This window comes from Mycolicibacterium arcueilense (assembly GCF_058536225.1).
The window spans coordinates 120,514-135,045 of the sequence record NZ_JBZTYL010000016.1; the positions used below are offsets into that span (position 1 = coordinate 120,514).

Annotated in this window: 13 protein-coding genes; 8 read left to right on the plus strand and 5 right to left on the minus strand. The window is 67.6% G+C overall.

Going from position 1 to position 14,532, the window contains the following annotated elements; genetic code table 11:
* Positions 1-3: 3 nt before the first annotated feature.
* From egtA to AC4LGL_RS19265, 6 genes are read left to right on the plus strand one after another with little or no spacing between them, the layout of a single operon-like run.
* A complete protein-coding gene (egtA, locus tag AC4LGL_RS19240) occupies positions 4-1,275 on the plus strand; it encodes an ergothioneine biosynthesis glutamate--cysteine ligase EgtA (RefSeq protein ID WP_491840176.1) in 1,272 nt (423 codons plus the stop codon).
* On the plus strand, positions 1,272-2,546 hold the full coding sequence (gene egtB / locus AC4LGL_RS19245) for an ergothioneine biosynthesis protein EgtB (RefSeq protein ID WP_491840177.1): 1,275 nt from the start codon (positions 1,272-1,274) through the stop codon (positions 2,544-2,546). The genes egtA and egtB overlap by 4 nt, the downstream gene beginning before the upstream one ends.
* Positions 2,546-3,238: an ergothioneine biosynthesis protein EgtC gene (egtC, locus tag AC4LGL_RS19250; protein ID WP_491840178.1), complete on the plus strand. Its 693-nt coding sequence runs from the start codon at positions 2,546-2,548 to the stop codon at positions 3,236-3,238. Before egtB ends, egtC begins: the two co-directional genes overlap by 1 nt.
* Entirely contained in the window at positions 3,235-4,200 is a 966-nt protein-coding gene (egtD, locus tag AC4LGL_RS19255) for an L-histidine N(alpha)-methyltransferase (protein WP_491840179.1), read from the plus strand. Before egtC ends, egtD begins: the two co-directional genes overlap by 4 nt.
* Positions 4,197-5,330, plus strand: coding sequence for an ergothioneine biosynthesis PLP-dependent enzyme EgtE (gene egtE, locus AC4LGL_RS19260; RefSeq protein ID WP_491840180.1), 1,134 nt, complete (start codon positions 4,197-4,199; stop codon positions 5,328-5,330). The genes egtD and egtE overlap by 4 nt, the downstream gene beginning before the upstream one ends.
* Positions 5,330-5,641 carry a hypothetical protein gene (locus AC4LGL_RS19265; protein WP_491840181.1) on the plus strand — a complete coding sequence of 104 codons (312 nt, stop codon included), beginning with the start codon at positions 5,330-5,332 and terminating at the stop codon, positions 5,639-5,641. Before egtE ends, AC4LGL_RS19265 begins: the two co-directional genes overlap by 1 nt.
* A 16-nt stretch (positions 5,642-5,657) precedes the next feature.
* Here AC4LGL_RS19265 and AC4LGL_RS19270 read toward each other — a convergent pair whose 3' ends face one another.
* Together AC4LGL_RS19270 and AC4LGL_RS19275 are read right to left on the minus strand one after the other, a co-directional pair.
* Positions 5,658-6,338: a class I SAM-dependent methyltransferase gene (locus AC4LGL_RS19270; RefSeq protein ID WP_491840182.1), complete on the minus strand. Its 681-nt coding sequence runs from the start codon at positions 6,336-6,338 to the stop codon at positions 5,658-5,660.
* Positions 6,339-6,356: 18 nt separating this feature from the next.
* Positions 6,357-7,826 carry a glutamate-cysteine ligase family protein gene (locus AC4LGL_RS19275; protein ID WP_491840183.1) on the minus strand — a complete coding sequence of 490 codons (1,470 nt, stop codon included), beginning with the start codon at positions 7,824-7,826 and terminating at the stop codon, positions 6,357-6,359.
* 48 nt (positions 7,827-7,874) lie between these two features.
* Here AC4LGL_RS19275 and AC4LGL_RS19280 point away from each other — a divergent pair, with 48 nt between their 5' ends.
* The gene (locus AC4LGL_RS19280; RefSeq protein WP_491840184.1) at positions 7,875-9,008 is read left to right on the plus strand and encodes an acyltransferase family protein; all 1,134 of its coding nucleotides are present in this window, start codon (positions 7,875-7,877) and stop codon (positions 9,006-9,008) included.
* Here AC4LGL_RS19280 and AC4LGL_RS19285 read toward each other — a convergent pair.
* Positions 8,982-9,701, minus strand: a complete 720-nt coding sequence (locus tag AC4LGL_RS19285; protein WP_491840185.1) for a DUF5336 domain-containing protein — start codon at positions 9,699-9,701, stop codon at positions 8,982-8,984. The genes AC4LGL_RS19280 and AC4LGL_RS19285 overlap by 27 nt on opposite strands.
* Positions 9,702-9,716: 15 nt before the next feature.
* Positions 9,717-11,423, minus strand: coding sequence for a type VII secretion protein EccE (gene eccE, locus AC4LGL_RS19290; RefSeq protein WP_491840186.1), 1,707 nt, complete (start codon positions 11,421-11,423; stop codon positions 9,717-9,719).
* A 62-nt stretch (positions 11,424-11,485) separates the two neighbouring features.
* Between eccE and eccB the strand changes: the two genes are divergently transcribed.
* On the plus strand, positions 11,486-12,991 hold the full coding sequence (gene eccB, locus AC4LGL_RS19295; protein WP_491840187.1) for a type VII secretion protein EccB: 1,506 nt from the start codon (positions 11,486-11,488) through the stop codon (positions 12,989-12,991).
* Here eccB and eccD read toward each other — a convergent pair whose 3' ends face one another.
* A complete protein-coding gene (eccD, locus tag AC4LGL_RS19300) occupies positions 12,992-14,512 on the minus strand; it encodes a type VII secretion integral membrane protein EccD (protein WP_491840188.1) in 1,521 nt (506 codons plus the stop codon). It lies immediately after the preceding gene.
* Positions 14,513-14,532 lie beyond the last annotated feature (20 nt).

Sequence of the window (14,532 nt, forward strand, 5' to 3'; positions counted from 1 at the left end):
GCGTTGGCAGTACCCGTCACGACCGATGCGGCCCGTCTAGCTCCCGTCGAGTTCACCAGCGCCGAACACGCCGCGGCGTTCATCGAAGCCCGCTGTCTGGATGACGGGCCGGTCGGGAAGGTAGGCCTCGAGATCGAGGCACACTGTTTCGACCTCCAGGATCCACTGCGACGCCCCGGCTGGGATGAAATCTCAGAGGTGATCGCGTCGGTGCCCGCGTTGCCCGGCGACAGCCGGATCACCGTCGAACCCGGGGGCGCCGTGGAGCTGTCCGGCCCCCCGACCGACGGACCGTCGGCCGCGACCGCCGCCCTACTCGCCGATCGGGCCGTGCTGCGGGCGGAGTTCGAACGCCGCGGTCTGGGTCTGGTGCTGTTGGGTGCCGACCCGGTGCGGCCCACTCAACGAGTCAACCCGGGTCCGCGCTATCAGGCCATGGAGACGTTCTTCGCGGCCAGCGGGTCGGCCGAGCCGGGGGCGGCGATGATGACGTCGACCGCGTCGGTTCAGGTCAACCTCGATGCCGGGCCGCGGGACGGTTGGGCGCAGCGGGTGCGGCTGGCGCATGCCCTCGGTCCCACGATGATTGCCATCACCGCGAATTCGCCGATGCTGCGTGGGGAGTTCACCGGCTGGAAGTCCTCGCGGCAGCGCGTGTGGAGTCAGCTGGACTCCGCCCGCTGTGGCCCGGTCCTGGGCGCCGACGGGGACGATCCGGCCAGTGACTGGGCGCGTTACGCGCTGCGGGCGCCGGTGATGCTGGTCAACACCCCGGATGCCGTCCCCGTGACCAACTGGGTCCCGTTCGCCGACTGGGCCGACGGACGCGCGGTGCTCGGCGGCCGCCGTCCCACCGAAGCCGACCTCGAATACCACCTGACGACGCTGTTCCCGCCGGTCCGGCCGCGGCGCTGGTTGGAGATCCGCTATCTCGACAGCGTGCCGGATGCGTTATGGCCCGCGGTGGTGTTCATGCTGACCACTCTTCTCGACGAACCCGAGGCGGCCGCGATCGCCACCGAGGCGACGGCCCCGGTTGCCACCGCATGGGACCGGGCCGCCCGGATCGGGCTCACCGATCAACGGCTGCAGGACGCGGCGATCGCGTGCGTGTCGGCGGCGGCGGAGCGGGCGCCGTCAGACCTCGCGGAATCGATGGAGCGATTGGCGCGTTCGGTCCAGGAGGGACGCTGCCCGGCCGACGATTTCGCCGACCAGGTCGTGGGCCATGGAATCGCTTCTGCGATGAGCCAACTGGTGAAGGGCGAGCTTTGACGACACGCGAGGCGCTGGCGCAGCAGCTCACCCGGGCGCGGGAACGTACCCTGCGCCTGGTCGACTTCGACGACGCTGAACTGCACCGCCAGTACAGCCCGTTGATGAGCCCGCTCGTCTGGGACCTCGCCCACATCGGTCAGCAGGAGGAGCTGTGGCTGCTACGGGCTGGCAACTCGGACCGTCCGGGCATCCTGGATCCCGAGGTCGACCGGCTGTATGACGCCTTCGTGCACTCGCGGGCCAGTCGCGTCGACCTTCCGTTGTTACCGCCGGCGGATGCGCGAACCTATTGCGCGACGGTGCGATCCAAGGCGCTCGATGCACTCGACTCCCTCGACACCGATGACCCCGCGTTCAACTTCGGTCTGGTGATCAGCCACGAGAACCAGCACGACGAGACCATGTTGCAGGCATTGAACATGCGGACCGGGCTACCACTGCTCGACACCGGCAGCGCGTTGCCCGCCGGTCGCCCTGGTGTGGCCGGCACCTCGGTGCTGATCCCGGGCGGCTCGTTCGTGCTCGGCGTCGACGAACTGTCCGAACCGCATTCGTTGGACAATGAACGTCCGGCGCACTCTGTCGACGTGGCCTCCTTTCGGATCGGCCGGGTGCCGGTCACCAATGCCGAATGGCGCGAGTTCATCGACGACGGCGGATATCAGCAGTCCCGTTGGTGGTCGGAACGCGGATGGGCGCATCGTCAGGAAGCGGGTTTGGTGGCGCCCGCGTTCTGGGGTCCCGACGGAACCCGCACCAGGTTCGGCCACATCGAGACCATTCCGGCCGACGAACCGGTCCAGCACGTCACCTTCTTCGAAGCCGAGGCCTATACCGCGTGGGCCGGGGCCCGGCTGCCCACCGAGATCGAGTGGGAAAAGGCCTGCGCCTGGGATCCGGAGGCCGGAATCCGGCGCCGATTCCCCTGGGGTACTTCGGAACCCACCGAGGCGCTGGCCAACCTCGGCGGTGAGGCGCGCCGGCCCGCACCCGTGGGGGCTTATCCCACCGGAGCGTCGGCTTATGGCGTCGAGCAGATGCTGGGCGATGTCTGGGAGTGGACCACATCCCCGCTGCGGCCGTGGCCCGGCTTCACCCCGATGGTCTACGACCGCTACACCGAACCCTTCTTCGACGGCGACTACCGGATCCTGCGCGGCGGCTCGTGGGCGGTGTCCGCCGACATCCTGCGCCCGAGCTTCCGTAACTGGGACCATCCGATCCGGCGGCAGATCTTCTCCGGTGTGCGTCTGGCCTGGGACGTCTGATGTGCCGGCACATCGGGTGGCTTGGCGCACCGCGGTCGGTGGCCTCGCTGATGCTGGATCCACCGCAGGGCCTGCTCGTGCAGTCGTACGCGCCCCGTCGCCAGAAGAACGGCTTGATGAACGCCGATGGTTGGGGCGCGGGGTTTTTCGACTCCGGTGTGGCCCGACGGTGGCGCAGCGACAAGCCGCTGTGGGGCGACGCGTCGTTCGCCTCGGTCGCGCCGGCGTTGATCAGTGGATGCGTGGTCGCGGCCGTGCGTTCGGCGACCATCGGCATGCCGATCGAGCCCTCGGCCTCGGCGCCGTTCACCGACGGGCAGTGGCTGCTGTCGCACAACGGGGTGGTGGACCGCGCGGTTCTGCCGTTGACCGGGAAAGCCGAATCCACTGTGGACAGCGCGGTGCTGGCGGCGCTGATCTTCGCGCGTGGTCTGGACGCGCTGGGGCAGACCATCGTCGAAGTCGGCACGCTGGATCCGAATGCCCGGCTGAACATCCTGGCTGCCAACGGTTCTCGTATGATCGCCACCACCTGGGGCGACACCTTGTCGATGCTGGCAACGCCGGACGGCGTCGTGCTCGCCAGTGAACCCTACGACGACGATCCCGGCTGGTCCGACATCCCGGACCGGCACCTCGTCACCGTGGCCGGCTCTGACGTCGAGCTCACCCCACTGAAAGGTTCGGTATGACGCTCACCCTGTCCAACTATCTAGCGGCCGATTCCGCCGCCACCGCGCTCCGTCGCGATGTGCGCGAGGGGTTGTCCCAGTCGCCGAAGATGCTGCCACCCAAGTGGTTCTACGATTCGGTGGGCAGCGACCTGTTCGACCAGATCACTCGGCTGCCCGAGTACTACCCGACCCGAACCGAGGCGCAGATCCTCACGCACCGCTCGCCGGAGATCGTTGCGGCTGCCGGTGCCGACACTCTCGTCGAGTTGGGCAGCGGCACCTCGGAGAAGACCAGAATGCTGCTCGACGCGATGCGCGACGGCGGCCAGTTGCGCCGGTTCATCCCGTTCGACGTCGACGCCAGTGTGCTTCGTTCTGCCGGAGATGCCATCGGCCAGGAGTATCCGGGCATCGAAATTGACGCGGTATGTGGAGATTTCGAGGAGCACCTGGGCAAGATCCCGGCAGTCGGACGCCGTTTGGTGGCCTTCCTCGGGTCGACGATCGGTAACCTCACCCCAGGTCCGCGGGCGGATTTCCTGGCGTCACTGGCCGACACCCTGCAGCCCGGCGACAGCGTGCTGTTGGGTACCGACCTGGTCAAGGACACCGAGCGGCTCGTCAGCGCCTACGACGACAGTGCCGGTGTGACCGCCGCTTTCAACCGCAATGTGCTGTCGGTGGTGAACCGTGAACTGGACGCCGATTTCGATCTCGACGCCTTCGAGCACGTAGCGAAGTGGAATCCCGACGAGGAGCGCATCGAGATGTGGCTGCGGGCGGATGAGCCGCAGCAAGTTCGTGTGGCGGCGCTGGATCTCGACGTCGCATTCGGTGCCGGCGAGGAGATGCTGACCGAGGTGTCCTGCAAGTTCCGGGCCGCCGGGGTAGCCGATGAGCTGGCGAAAGCCGGTTTGCAGCAGACCCATTGGTGGACCGATGAAGCCGGTGATTTCGGCCTGTCTCTGGCGGTGAAATGAGCCTCGCGCAGCAGTGGGCCGACGCCCGGCCGAAGGTCGCAGGCCTGCACTTCGACAGTGGCGCCTGCTCGCGGCAGAGTCTCGCGGTCATCGACGCGGTCACCGCGCATGCCCGTCATGAGGCCGAAGTCGGCGGGTACGTCGCGGCCGAGGCAGCCGCGCCGGTGCTCGCAGCAGGGCGGGCCGCGGTTGCGGCGTTGACCGGCCTCGACGCCGCCGACGTGGTGTACACGACGGGGTCCAATCATTCGTTGGATCTGCTGCTCGGCAGCTGGGCAGGAGAGCGCACCCTGGCCTGCCTGCCCGGGGAATTCGGGCCAAACCTCGCGGTCATGGCCGCCAACGGTTTTCAGGTGCGCGCGTTGCCTGTCGACGAGGACGGCCGGGTCGTGGTCGACGAGGTGACCCGCCGGTTCGCCTCTGATCCACCAGCTTTGGTGCACTTCACCGCGCTGGCCAGCCACCGCGGGCTGGCTCAGCCGCTGGCCGAGATGGTCGCGGTGTGCCGCCAGGCGGGGGTCCCGATCGTGGTGGATGCCGCGCAGGCGTTCGGGCACCTGGACTGCAACGTCAGCCCCGACGCCATCTACTCGTCGTCACGCAAATGGCTCGCTGGGCCCCGCGGCGTGGGCTTCCTGGCGGTGGCACCGGAACTCGTCGGGCGGCTGCAGCGGCGTTTCCCGCCCGCGTCGTGGGATGTGCCCGTGTCGGTGCTGCAGAGCTTCGAGCACGGTGAGCACAATGCCGCCACGCGCATCGGATACTCGGTTGCTCTGGGTGAACACCTCGCCGCTGGACCGGATCTCGTCCGCGGCCGGCTCGCCGAGGTGGGCCGCACCGCGCGGCAGATCCTCGCCGGGGTGCCCGGCTGGCGCGTCGTAGAAGGTGTCGATGAACCCACCGCGATCACCACGCTCGAACCCACCGATGGTGCCGATCCTACCGCGGTGCGGGCCTGGCTGATCGCCGAACTCGGGATCGTCACCACCGCATGTGAACTGGCGCGGGCACCGTTCGAGATGAGCAAGCCGGTGCTGCGGGTGTCACCGCATGTCGACACGACTGCCGAGGATCTGGAGCAGTTCGCCGGGGTATTGCGGGACGTGCCTGGGCGACGAAGCGGCCAGTAGTGCAGCTTCTCTTCTTTGTGATGACGTTTGCAGGGCTGTTGCTTCCCTACCTGGCGCCTCGCCACAATCGTCGGCTCGGACGGCGCATCTTCTGGTGCGGGTTTTTCATCGCCACAGCGTCAGCATTCTTCATTGGATATCCCCCCAACTGGAAGTTGGGGCTCATACTCTCTCTACTGTTCGGTGGCGTGATGGTGTTTCGGGCCTTCATGAGCACCCCGTACCTCAAGTTCCGCGGCACTATTTACGCCTACTCCGCGAATGACAGCCAACCCGATCCGCCAGTCGAGGGTAAACGTTCTGGTACATGACGGGTTGCCGCGCGGCTTAACCCTTGTGCGCGGTCAACAGGAACGCCGGGAACTTGATCCGGCCCTTCTCGTCGCGGTCATGTGGCGGCATTTCGAACGGAACATCCGCGGGCACCGCCATGGCTTTGGCATGGATGAAGGCCGGCCGGATGTCGTCGACCTCCCAGTACTTCGACACCGCGGCGCGCAGCTCGTCTTCGGACACCTCGTTGGGCTTGGTCTCCAACTCGGCGGGGAAGGCACCCTTGGCGAACACCAGCACGTAGTAGTGCGCACCCGGCGCCGAGGCCCGGTGGATGGAGCGCAGGTACCCGTCGCGTCCTTCGACGGGCAGGGAGTGGAACAGGGTCGAATCGATCACGGTGCTGAACCGGCCGTCGTACCCCGTGAACGAGGTGATGTCGGCCTGGGCGAAACTGGCCGTCGATAGCCCGCGCACCTGCGCGGCGTTGTTGGCCGCGGCGATCGCCGTCGGACTCAGGTCCAGCCCGACGACGGTGTAGCCGTCGGACGCCAGGGACAGTGACAACTCGGCATGCCCGCAGCCTGCGTCGAGCACGTCGCTCTCGAACTTCCCGGCCCGGTGCAGCGCTGCAAGCTCGGGTTGTGGCTCACCGATGTTCCACGGCGGCTGACCCTCGAAACCTGCTTCCCCCTTGTACGCGCCATCCCAGTCCAAGACCTGTTCAGAAGTCATTCCTCCAACGTACGCGTCTCAATCCCAGGTATGGACGGGCTCGTTGCTGTGCATCCGCTGCACATAGCGTCGTAGCATCTCGGCCAGCGCCTGGGGCCTGGTCATCCCCTGTGCCTGAAGGGCTTGGACCGTTGCGACCTGCCAGGTCGACCCGGTGCGGCCGGTCTTGGCACGGCCTTCGATGACGCCCAGATAGCGGTCGCACACCTCCGCGGCCACACCCCAGCGCCGCAGCCCGTCGTGCGCCATCGGCAGCAGCCTGCGCAGCACCAACTCATCGGGCGTCACCTCGCCCAGACCGGGCCAGTACAACCGGGCGTCGAGCCCGTGCTGGGCACCCTCGACGAAGTTGTGGTGGGCCGCGGCGAAGCTCATCTTGGTCCACAGCGGCCGGTCCTCCTCGGACAGTGTCCGCAGCAGGCCGTAGTAGAACGCCGCGTTGGCCAGCATGTCGACGACGCTCGGGCCGGCGGGCAGCACGCGGTTCTCGACCCGCAGATGGGGGACCCCGTCCACCACGTCGTAGACGGGGCGGTTCCACCGATAGATGGTCCCGTTGTGCAGCCGCAGCTCGGCCAGCTGAGGTGCCCGGCCTGCCGCGAGCTCGGCCACCGGGTCCTCGTCGGACAGCTCGGGCAGCAGGGACGGGAAGTACCGCACGTTCTCTTCGAACAGGTCGAAGATCGAGGTGATCCACCGTTCGCCGAACCAGACCCGGGGCCGGACGCCCTGGGCTTTGAGCTCGTCGGGCCGGGTGTCCGTGGACTGGGTGAACAGCTCGATGCGGGTCTCGGCCCACAGCTGATGGCCGAAGAAATAGGGCGAGTTGGCCCCCACTGCCAGCTGTGGCCCGGCCAGCACCTGGGCTGCATTCCAGTTGCGGGCGAAGTCGGCGGGGGACACCTGCAGGTGCAACTGCATGCTCGTGCACGCGGACTCCGGCGCGATCGACGCCGATTGCAGGCTGAGCCGTTCCGGTCCGGAGATGTCGATCGGCATGTCCTCGCCCCGGGCGGTGAAGATCGAGTCGTTGAGCGCCTGATACCGCGTGGACTCGCTCATCCACGGGCCCGACAGATGCTCGGGCATCAGCGTCGGCAGGATGCCCACCATCACGATGTGCGCGCCGTCCTCGCTGGCCTTGGTCTCCGCGGCATTGAGGCTGAGCCGCACCTCTTCCTCCAGTTCGAGCGCGGCCCGGCCGGGCAGCGGACGTGGCGGAACGTTGAATTCGATGTTGTAGGCGCCCAATTCGGTCTGGTAGGCCGGATCGGCGATCGAGGCGAGCACCTCCTGGTTGGTCATCGCGGGCTGGTATTCGCTGTCGACGAGGTTGCACTCGATTTCCATGCCGGTCAGCGGACGCTCGAACTCGAAACTCGACTGGGCCAGCATGGTCTCGAAAACGTCCAGGCACAGCTGCACCTTGCGCCGGTACTCCTGCCGGTGCGCGCGGCTGAACTCGGTGTTCCTGACCTCTTCACCCACACCGCGATGCAACAACGCGAATGGCTGTGCGCGCAGCAGAATGGCCAAATGACGTCAGAGGTGGAGGACGATCAGGGCGGACTCGAGCAGGTCTCGCACGCGGATCGTGTCGCGTCACTCACCGGGGTGCGCGCGGTCGCCGCGCTGACGGTCATGGGAACCCACGCTGCGTACGGCACCGGCCTGCTCTCGCAGGGGTACGTGGGATTGATGAGCGCGCGCCTCGAGGTCGGGGTGGCGATCTTCTTCGTGCTCTCGGGGTTGCTGTTGTTCGGTCCGTGGGTACGGGCGGCCGCCGCCGACTCCGATGCGCCGAGCGTCCGCCGCTATGCGCGAAACCGGTTCCGCCGCATCATGCCCGCATACGTCGTCACCGTCCTGCTCGTCTACGGCATCTACGAGCTGCGGCCCGTGCAGCCGAATCCCGGCCACACCTGGGCCGGCCTGCTGCGCAATCTGACGCTGACCCAGATCTACAGCGACAACTACTTCACGGAGTATCTGCATCAGGGGTTGAGCCAGATGTGGAGCTTGGCGGTCGAGGTCGCGTTCTACGCGGTGCTGCCGCTACTGGCCTACCTGCTGCTGGTCATGTTGTGTCGCAGGCGGTTTCGGCCGGTGCTGCTGCTCGTCGGGTTGACCGGCCTGGCTGCGATCAGCCCGCTCTGGCTGGTCCTGCTGCACAACACCGACTGGCTGCCGGTGGGCGGAGGGGCCTGGCTGCCGCACTATCTGGTCTGGTTCGTCGGGGGGATGATGCTGGCGGTACTGGCGCGGATGGGCGTGCGCTGCTACGCGATGGCGACGTTGCCCCTCGCGCTGGCCTGCTACCTGGTGGTCTCGACCCCGATAGCGGGTACCACCACCGCGCTCACACTCGGCGTGAGTGAGGACGTGGCGAAGACGATGTTCTACGTGCTCATCGCGACGCTCGTGGTGGCTCCGTTGGCGTTGGGGGACAACGGACTGTACGCGCGGGTGATGGGCAGCCGACCGATGGTCGCTCTCGGCGAGATCTCCTACGAGATCTTCCTGCTGCACGTGGTCGCCATGGACCTGGTCATGGAGTTCGTACTGGGCTGGCACGTGTACACCGGTTCGGCGACCGTGCTGTTCCTCGTGACGTTGGTGGTCACGGTGCCCTTCGCCTGGCTGCTACATCGGTTGACCCGGCCGCGCTGATTCGTCGGCGCGGTACGGCACGTGCGTGGCGGGTGACTGGGCCGGACCCGCTCCGGCGCGCCCGGGCGGGGCGACGGACCCTTCGGGCTGAGCCGGCGCTGCGGCGGCGCTCCGGCCGTAATCCTGTTGCGTCGAAAGCAGATCGGCGTAATCGCCGTACTGGGCTGGTTGTTGCGTGGCCCGGGTGGCGGCCGGGGCTTGGGCATAGGACTGGGCATACGCCTGGCCATAGGCTTGTCCGTAGGCACTGCGCTGCGCCGAATCCGGTTGTGCCACAGCGCCCTGCTGGTAGTACTGCTGTACGGCCTGGTTGTAGTAGTCGAGGTAGGCCTCGTATCCGCCGGTGGCAGTGGTTGCGGCCGGCTGCGGTGCGAGCCACAGGGCCGCGGCGGCGGCCGCGACCTGTAGTCCGTTGAGTATCACGATCGTGGTCAGCACCCAGCCCGAGCCGGCGGTGACGACGCTGGACAGCGCGTCGAGAAAGCCCGCGGCGGCCAGGAGGGCGCTGAGCCAGGTGCGACCAGTCTGATTGGGCAGCAATCCGATAGCGGCGGTCAGGGCGGCCAGTACGGCGAACCGGACGTGCCAGTCGTTGCCGCCGCCGGCGTCCGCCGGTCCCAAGCTGACGCCGTAGTCGGCCAGGCCCAGCACCACCACCAGGATGGACAGGTTGCGGTGAAGCGGATTGACCACGATCACTCCTTCACATCAGTCGATGCTGTTCGCGGATGCTCTCAGATAACGCATCTCGTCGTCGGTGGCGACCATCGTGACGACCGCCGAGCCGGCCTGGGTGCTGACCTTGACGGTGTCGTGTTCCAGCGAGATCAGGTCGAGGACCACGTCGGCCTGATCGGATGGCCGGGTGTTCGGCGGGGCCACGACCATGGCGGTGACCCCGATCCGCACCGATTGCTCCGGTACACCGTCGAACATCTCGACGGTGTAGTTGCGCTCCGACCCGGCCTGAATGGCGCGCCGATTGAAGTCGGCCACCCACAGCAGGTCGTGGCGCCCGACCACCTCGACCATGTCGCGCCAGAAGGCCGGACGCCGGCTGTGCACCAGCACCCGGGCCCCCAACGCCAGTGAGCGCAGCACCACCTGCTGAGCCAGGTGCAGGGTCCCCACAATCTCCACCCGACGGATCTGCGGACCGAACAGCGGCAGCGCCACCGCCCGGCCCTCCTGGTCCGCGCCGATCACCTGGCCGCAGCCCGAGGCAGGCAGCGCGAGCTCACTGAGCGCGTCGGCGCGAAGGCCGGACGCCCAGTGCTCGATCTGCCGGGACCCGGGGACCGCCGGGATCGGCAGCGTGGCGGCCAGCGCCGAGAACTGCTGGCCGTGCAACGGGGTGAGGCCGCGCAACTGGGTGGGAACGCGCACGTCGCTGTCGAAGCGGACGAGTCCGCGCACCTGGACCAGGTCTTCCTCGCTGCCGTGATCGGCAGCCTCACGCAGCGACAGACACACGGTAGTGGAGTAGCTCGGAACCGTCCACAACAATCCGAGGCCGGCCGTGGTCAGCATGTTCGGCTGCACGGCAAAGCTGGACAGCCGGAACTGGCCTTCGCGGCAGTCCTCCCAGGTTTCCTCGACGGTGCCGAGGCTGACCCCGTCGCTGAGCTGATTGGTCGCCGCCGCGATGCCGCTCGCGGACAAGAACTGGGGCTGCAGGCCCGCCTCGGCCAGGCGGTTGGCGACGCGGCGGGTCGCGGTGGTGGCGGCACGCAGGATGCCGTCGCGGTCGCCGCCACGGCGCCGGACCGCCTCTGCGCATCGTGACGGGTTGAACCGCACGGCAATCCACACGGTGCGCTGCGCGATCGCGGGCAGCGGTCCCAGCACGGAGTCGTACACCGCGGCGACGTCGGTGTGGCCGGCCGAGCGGGCGCCCTGGCTGATGATGTCGATGGACTCCAGCGTGATATCGAACTGACGCAGACAGTCCAGCAGAGCCTGCACCGGGACCATCTCCCCGGAAACTGTGACCCCTGGCTCCAAAACCGTCAACGCCCTGGGGTTTTCGTCGATCTTGAGCAACGACAGCAAAGTTGTGCCGTTCCAACGGAATCCGATCTGTTGGCCGTCGGGAGTCGGCACGTCGAACGGTTCGGCAGGCAGTGACGCGGGCGCAGATTTACCGGTGCGTCGTCGTCGGTTGCGCCGAAAGCTCCCGCGCAACGCCAGCGCCCTGGGCGCTGTCGTGCCCCTGGCTATCGGGGCGACGAGGAGAAGGGCCACCACCAGACCCGCGACTGCACCCTGCCAACCGGGTCGGTCCAGCCCCAGCGCGACGACGATGCCGACGACGACGAGTATTTGCAGGGCGATCAGGTCGACCAGGGGGACGACCCGCTGCGGACCGGTATCACCGGCGGTGGTCAGCTTTGCTGCGAAAGCCAATGGACGCATCGCATTTCAAAAGGCCCCTCGGTTGTGATGTCGAGGTGGTGCGGACGTGCTATACCCTACGCATGCCAGCGCAAGTTACCACTCGCGCCCAAGTCAACGGCTACCGTTTCCTGCTCCGCAGGCTCGAGCACGCGCTCATCCGGGGCGATTCGCGGATGATCCACGACCCGATGCGGGGGCAGACCAGGGCTCTGATCGTGGGCGCGGTGATCGCTGTGCTGATCACCGGAGCGTCGGCCGTGATGGCGTTCTTCAAGCCCGCCCCCAATCTCGGGGATTCGCAGATCGTGCTGAGCAAGTCCAGCGGTGCGCCGTTCGTCCGGATCGGTGATCAGATCCATCCCGTGCTGAATCTGGCGTCGGCCCGCCTGATCGTCGGAAAGAGCGACAGTCCCAAGCAGGTCGACGACAAATTCCTCGATGCCGTGCCGCGCGGCCCCATGGTCGGCATCGTCGGTGCCCCCGCGGGCATCAGCGGCGGCGACGACCTGGCGATGTCGTCGTGGACCGTCTGCGACAACCTGCTGACACCGGCGGTCACCGAGACCACTGGTATGCCCAGCCTGCAGACCACCGTCCTGGCCAACGATCCGGTGCTCGACGGAGGTATCCGCCCGGTCGATCCCGCCGAGGCGATCCTCACCGCAACCGGCGGGACCACCTATCTTGTCTACCGCGGCGTGCGCGCTCCGATCGACCTGTCAGATCCGGTCCTGGTCAACGGACTTCACCTCCAGGGTGCCGCGACCCGACCGATGTCGTTGTCCCTGCTCAACACCTTCCCGCTGGTCGATCCGATCACGCCGGTGTTGATCCAGGGCTCGGGGGAGCCCGGCCCGCTCGGGTCGGACCATCCCGTCGGCGCCGTCGTCAAGTCCGTCGACTCCCGCGGCGAACAGCTCTACGTCGTGCTGCGCGAAGGTCTGCAGCCGATATCGCAGGCCACGGCTGACATCATCCGGTACGGCGCGTCCGGCGAGGTGGCCACCGGGCAGGCTGCCGAGATCGCCCCGGCGACACTGGCCGAGGTGCCGACGGTGCACCGGTTGCCGATCGACCATTACCCGCTGGTGTCGCCCCGGATCGTGTCGCCCAATCCCGACCGGGTGGCATGTATGGGCTGGCAGCGATCCAACACCGACGCGCGGGCCGAGGTGCGGCTGCTCGTCGGGCACCGGCTGCCCACCGCCGAGGGAGCGCAGACGGTACGCCTGGCCAGCGCCGATGGGACGGGGCCCGCCGTGGATTCGGTGTATCTGACGCCGGGGGCCGGGGAGTACGTGCAGGCCACGGGCAACGACCCGGACAGCCGCTCGACGGGGCAGCTGTTCTACGTCTCCGACACCGGAGTGCGTTACCACATCAAGGATCTGCCGACGGCCGAGGCGCTCGGGGTCAGCGGTGTCAAGGTTCCCGACGGCCCGGCCAATGCCCCGCAGTGGGCGCCGTGGCCGGTGATATCGCTGCTGCCGCCCGGGCCGGAACTGTCCCAGGAAGCGGCCCTCGTCGCGCATGACGGCATGGCCGCCGACCCGGACAGCACGAAGGTGTCGACCGGTAAGCCCTAGTCAGAGGCGCATCTCGCGGAAGAACGCGTAGACCCGGATGATCCAGAAGCACAACGGGAAAAGCGATCCGACCGCGATGTATTCGAGTATCTCGACCTGACGGCGCATCACCGGGGAGAACTCGCGCAACGGTGCGGCCAGGCCACACGCCAGGATGAGCACCATCAGCGCGAGCAGCACCACCGCCGCGCGGACCTGCCATTCCTCGACGTTCACCGCGGTCTTGAGAACCACGGCGACGGCAATCGTCAACCCGCTGCCGATGAGCGTTGCCGACTGCACCAGATCATGGTGGCCGCGGCCGCGCAGACACAGCACGGTAGCCACCATGAGGGCGAAAACTGTTCCCTGCCAATAGAAACCGTTACTGACATCCACCGCCAGGTAGCAGCCCACCACCGCGGCCAGCGCGGCGGCGACCAGAATCCCGGTGAGATGCTGGTTGGCCCGCCGGACCCGGCTGATCAGATCCTCCTCCGTGGGGATGATCTGCTTGCCGATCGCGTTGACGCCCTCGACAGTGGGACCGCCCTGGGTCTCGATGTCGTCGAGCGGTTCGCCTGCCGTCGGGACACGGGGAATGGGCAGTTTCGACAAGCCGATGGTGACCCGCGGGGCGAGATAGACGACGATAACGGCCACCGTCGCGAGCAAAGCGCCGACCGTGCGGATGGGCGGCTGCCACAGCAACATTGCGGCCGAACTGACGCCGCCGAAAGTGCCTGCCGCGATGATCGCGGTGTACACGGCGGATCCGGTTCCCGAGACCAGGAGCACCAGCAGGGCGCCGAAGGCGGTGAGGGCGAACGCCATCGGCAGGGATGTGGCGCCGGCACCGTCGGGGACCACGTACAGCGAACCGGCGAACACCAGCGGTGCCGACACCGCGGTGGTCCAGGCCGCGGCCGGGGTGGCCGCTGACCGGTGCGCCACCAGGCAGGCCAGCACCATCCCCAGCACACCAAGGGCCAGCGCCGCGGCGGGCACGGCGGGCTGGGTCACCCAATGCGGCAACACCGAAGCCAGTGTCACCGCGGCGGCCGCGGTGACGCCGAAGCCTGCCAATGCGGACGCGTTGCCGGCGACCCAGCCGCGTACGGTTCCCTGCTCGACGGTCTGGGTGTCGTCGACGTCGTCGAACAGCAGTGGGCTGACCGGCTGGCCTACCGCACAGATCATCAGCAGGTCACCGTCGTAGATGCCGGCCTCGCCGAGAGACAGGTGCGGGGCGATCGGTTCGCCGCCCAGCGGTGCCAACGTCCAATTCCCGTCGGCAGCGTCAAATTCGATGACCGAGTCACTCGCGGAGATCTGTTCATTCGCGATATCGATGACATCGGGAATGTACTGGGCGATGCTGACGTGGGCAGGCAGCCCGACATCGATGTTCAGTTCGCCGACCACCAAGGTCAAGCGACTGAGTTCGGGTTCAGCTTCGGCTTCGAGCTCTGACTCAAGTAGGGTCACAATCCAGTCGGCCTCCTGCGCAATGGGATTGCTGACCCGAACAATACCCAGCATCCGGCACCGCAGCTCCGGGA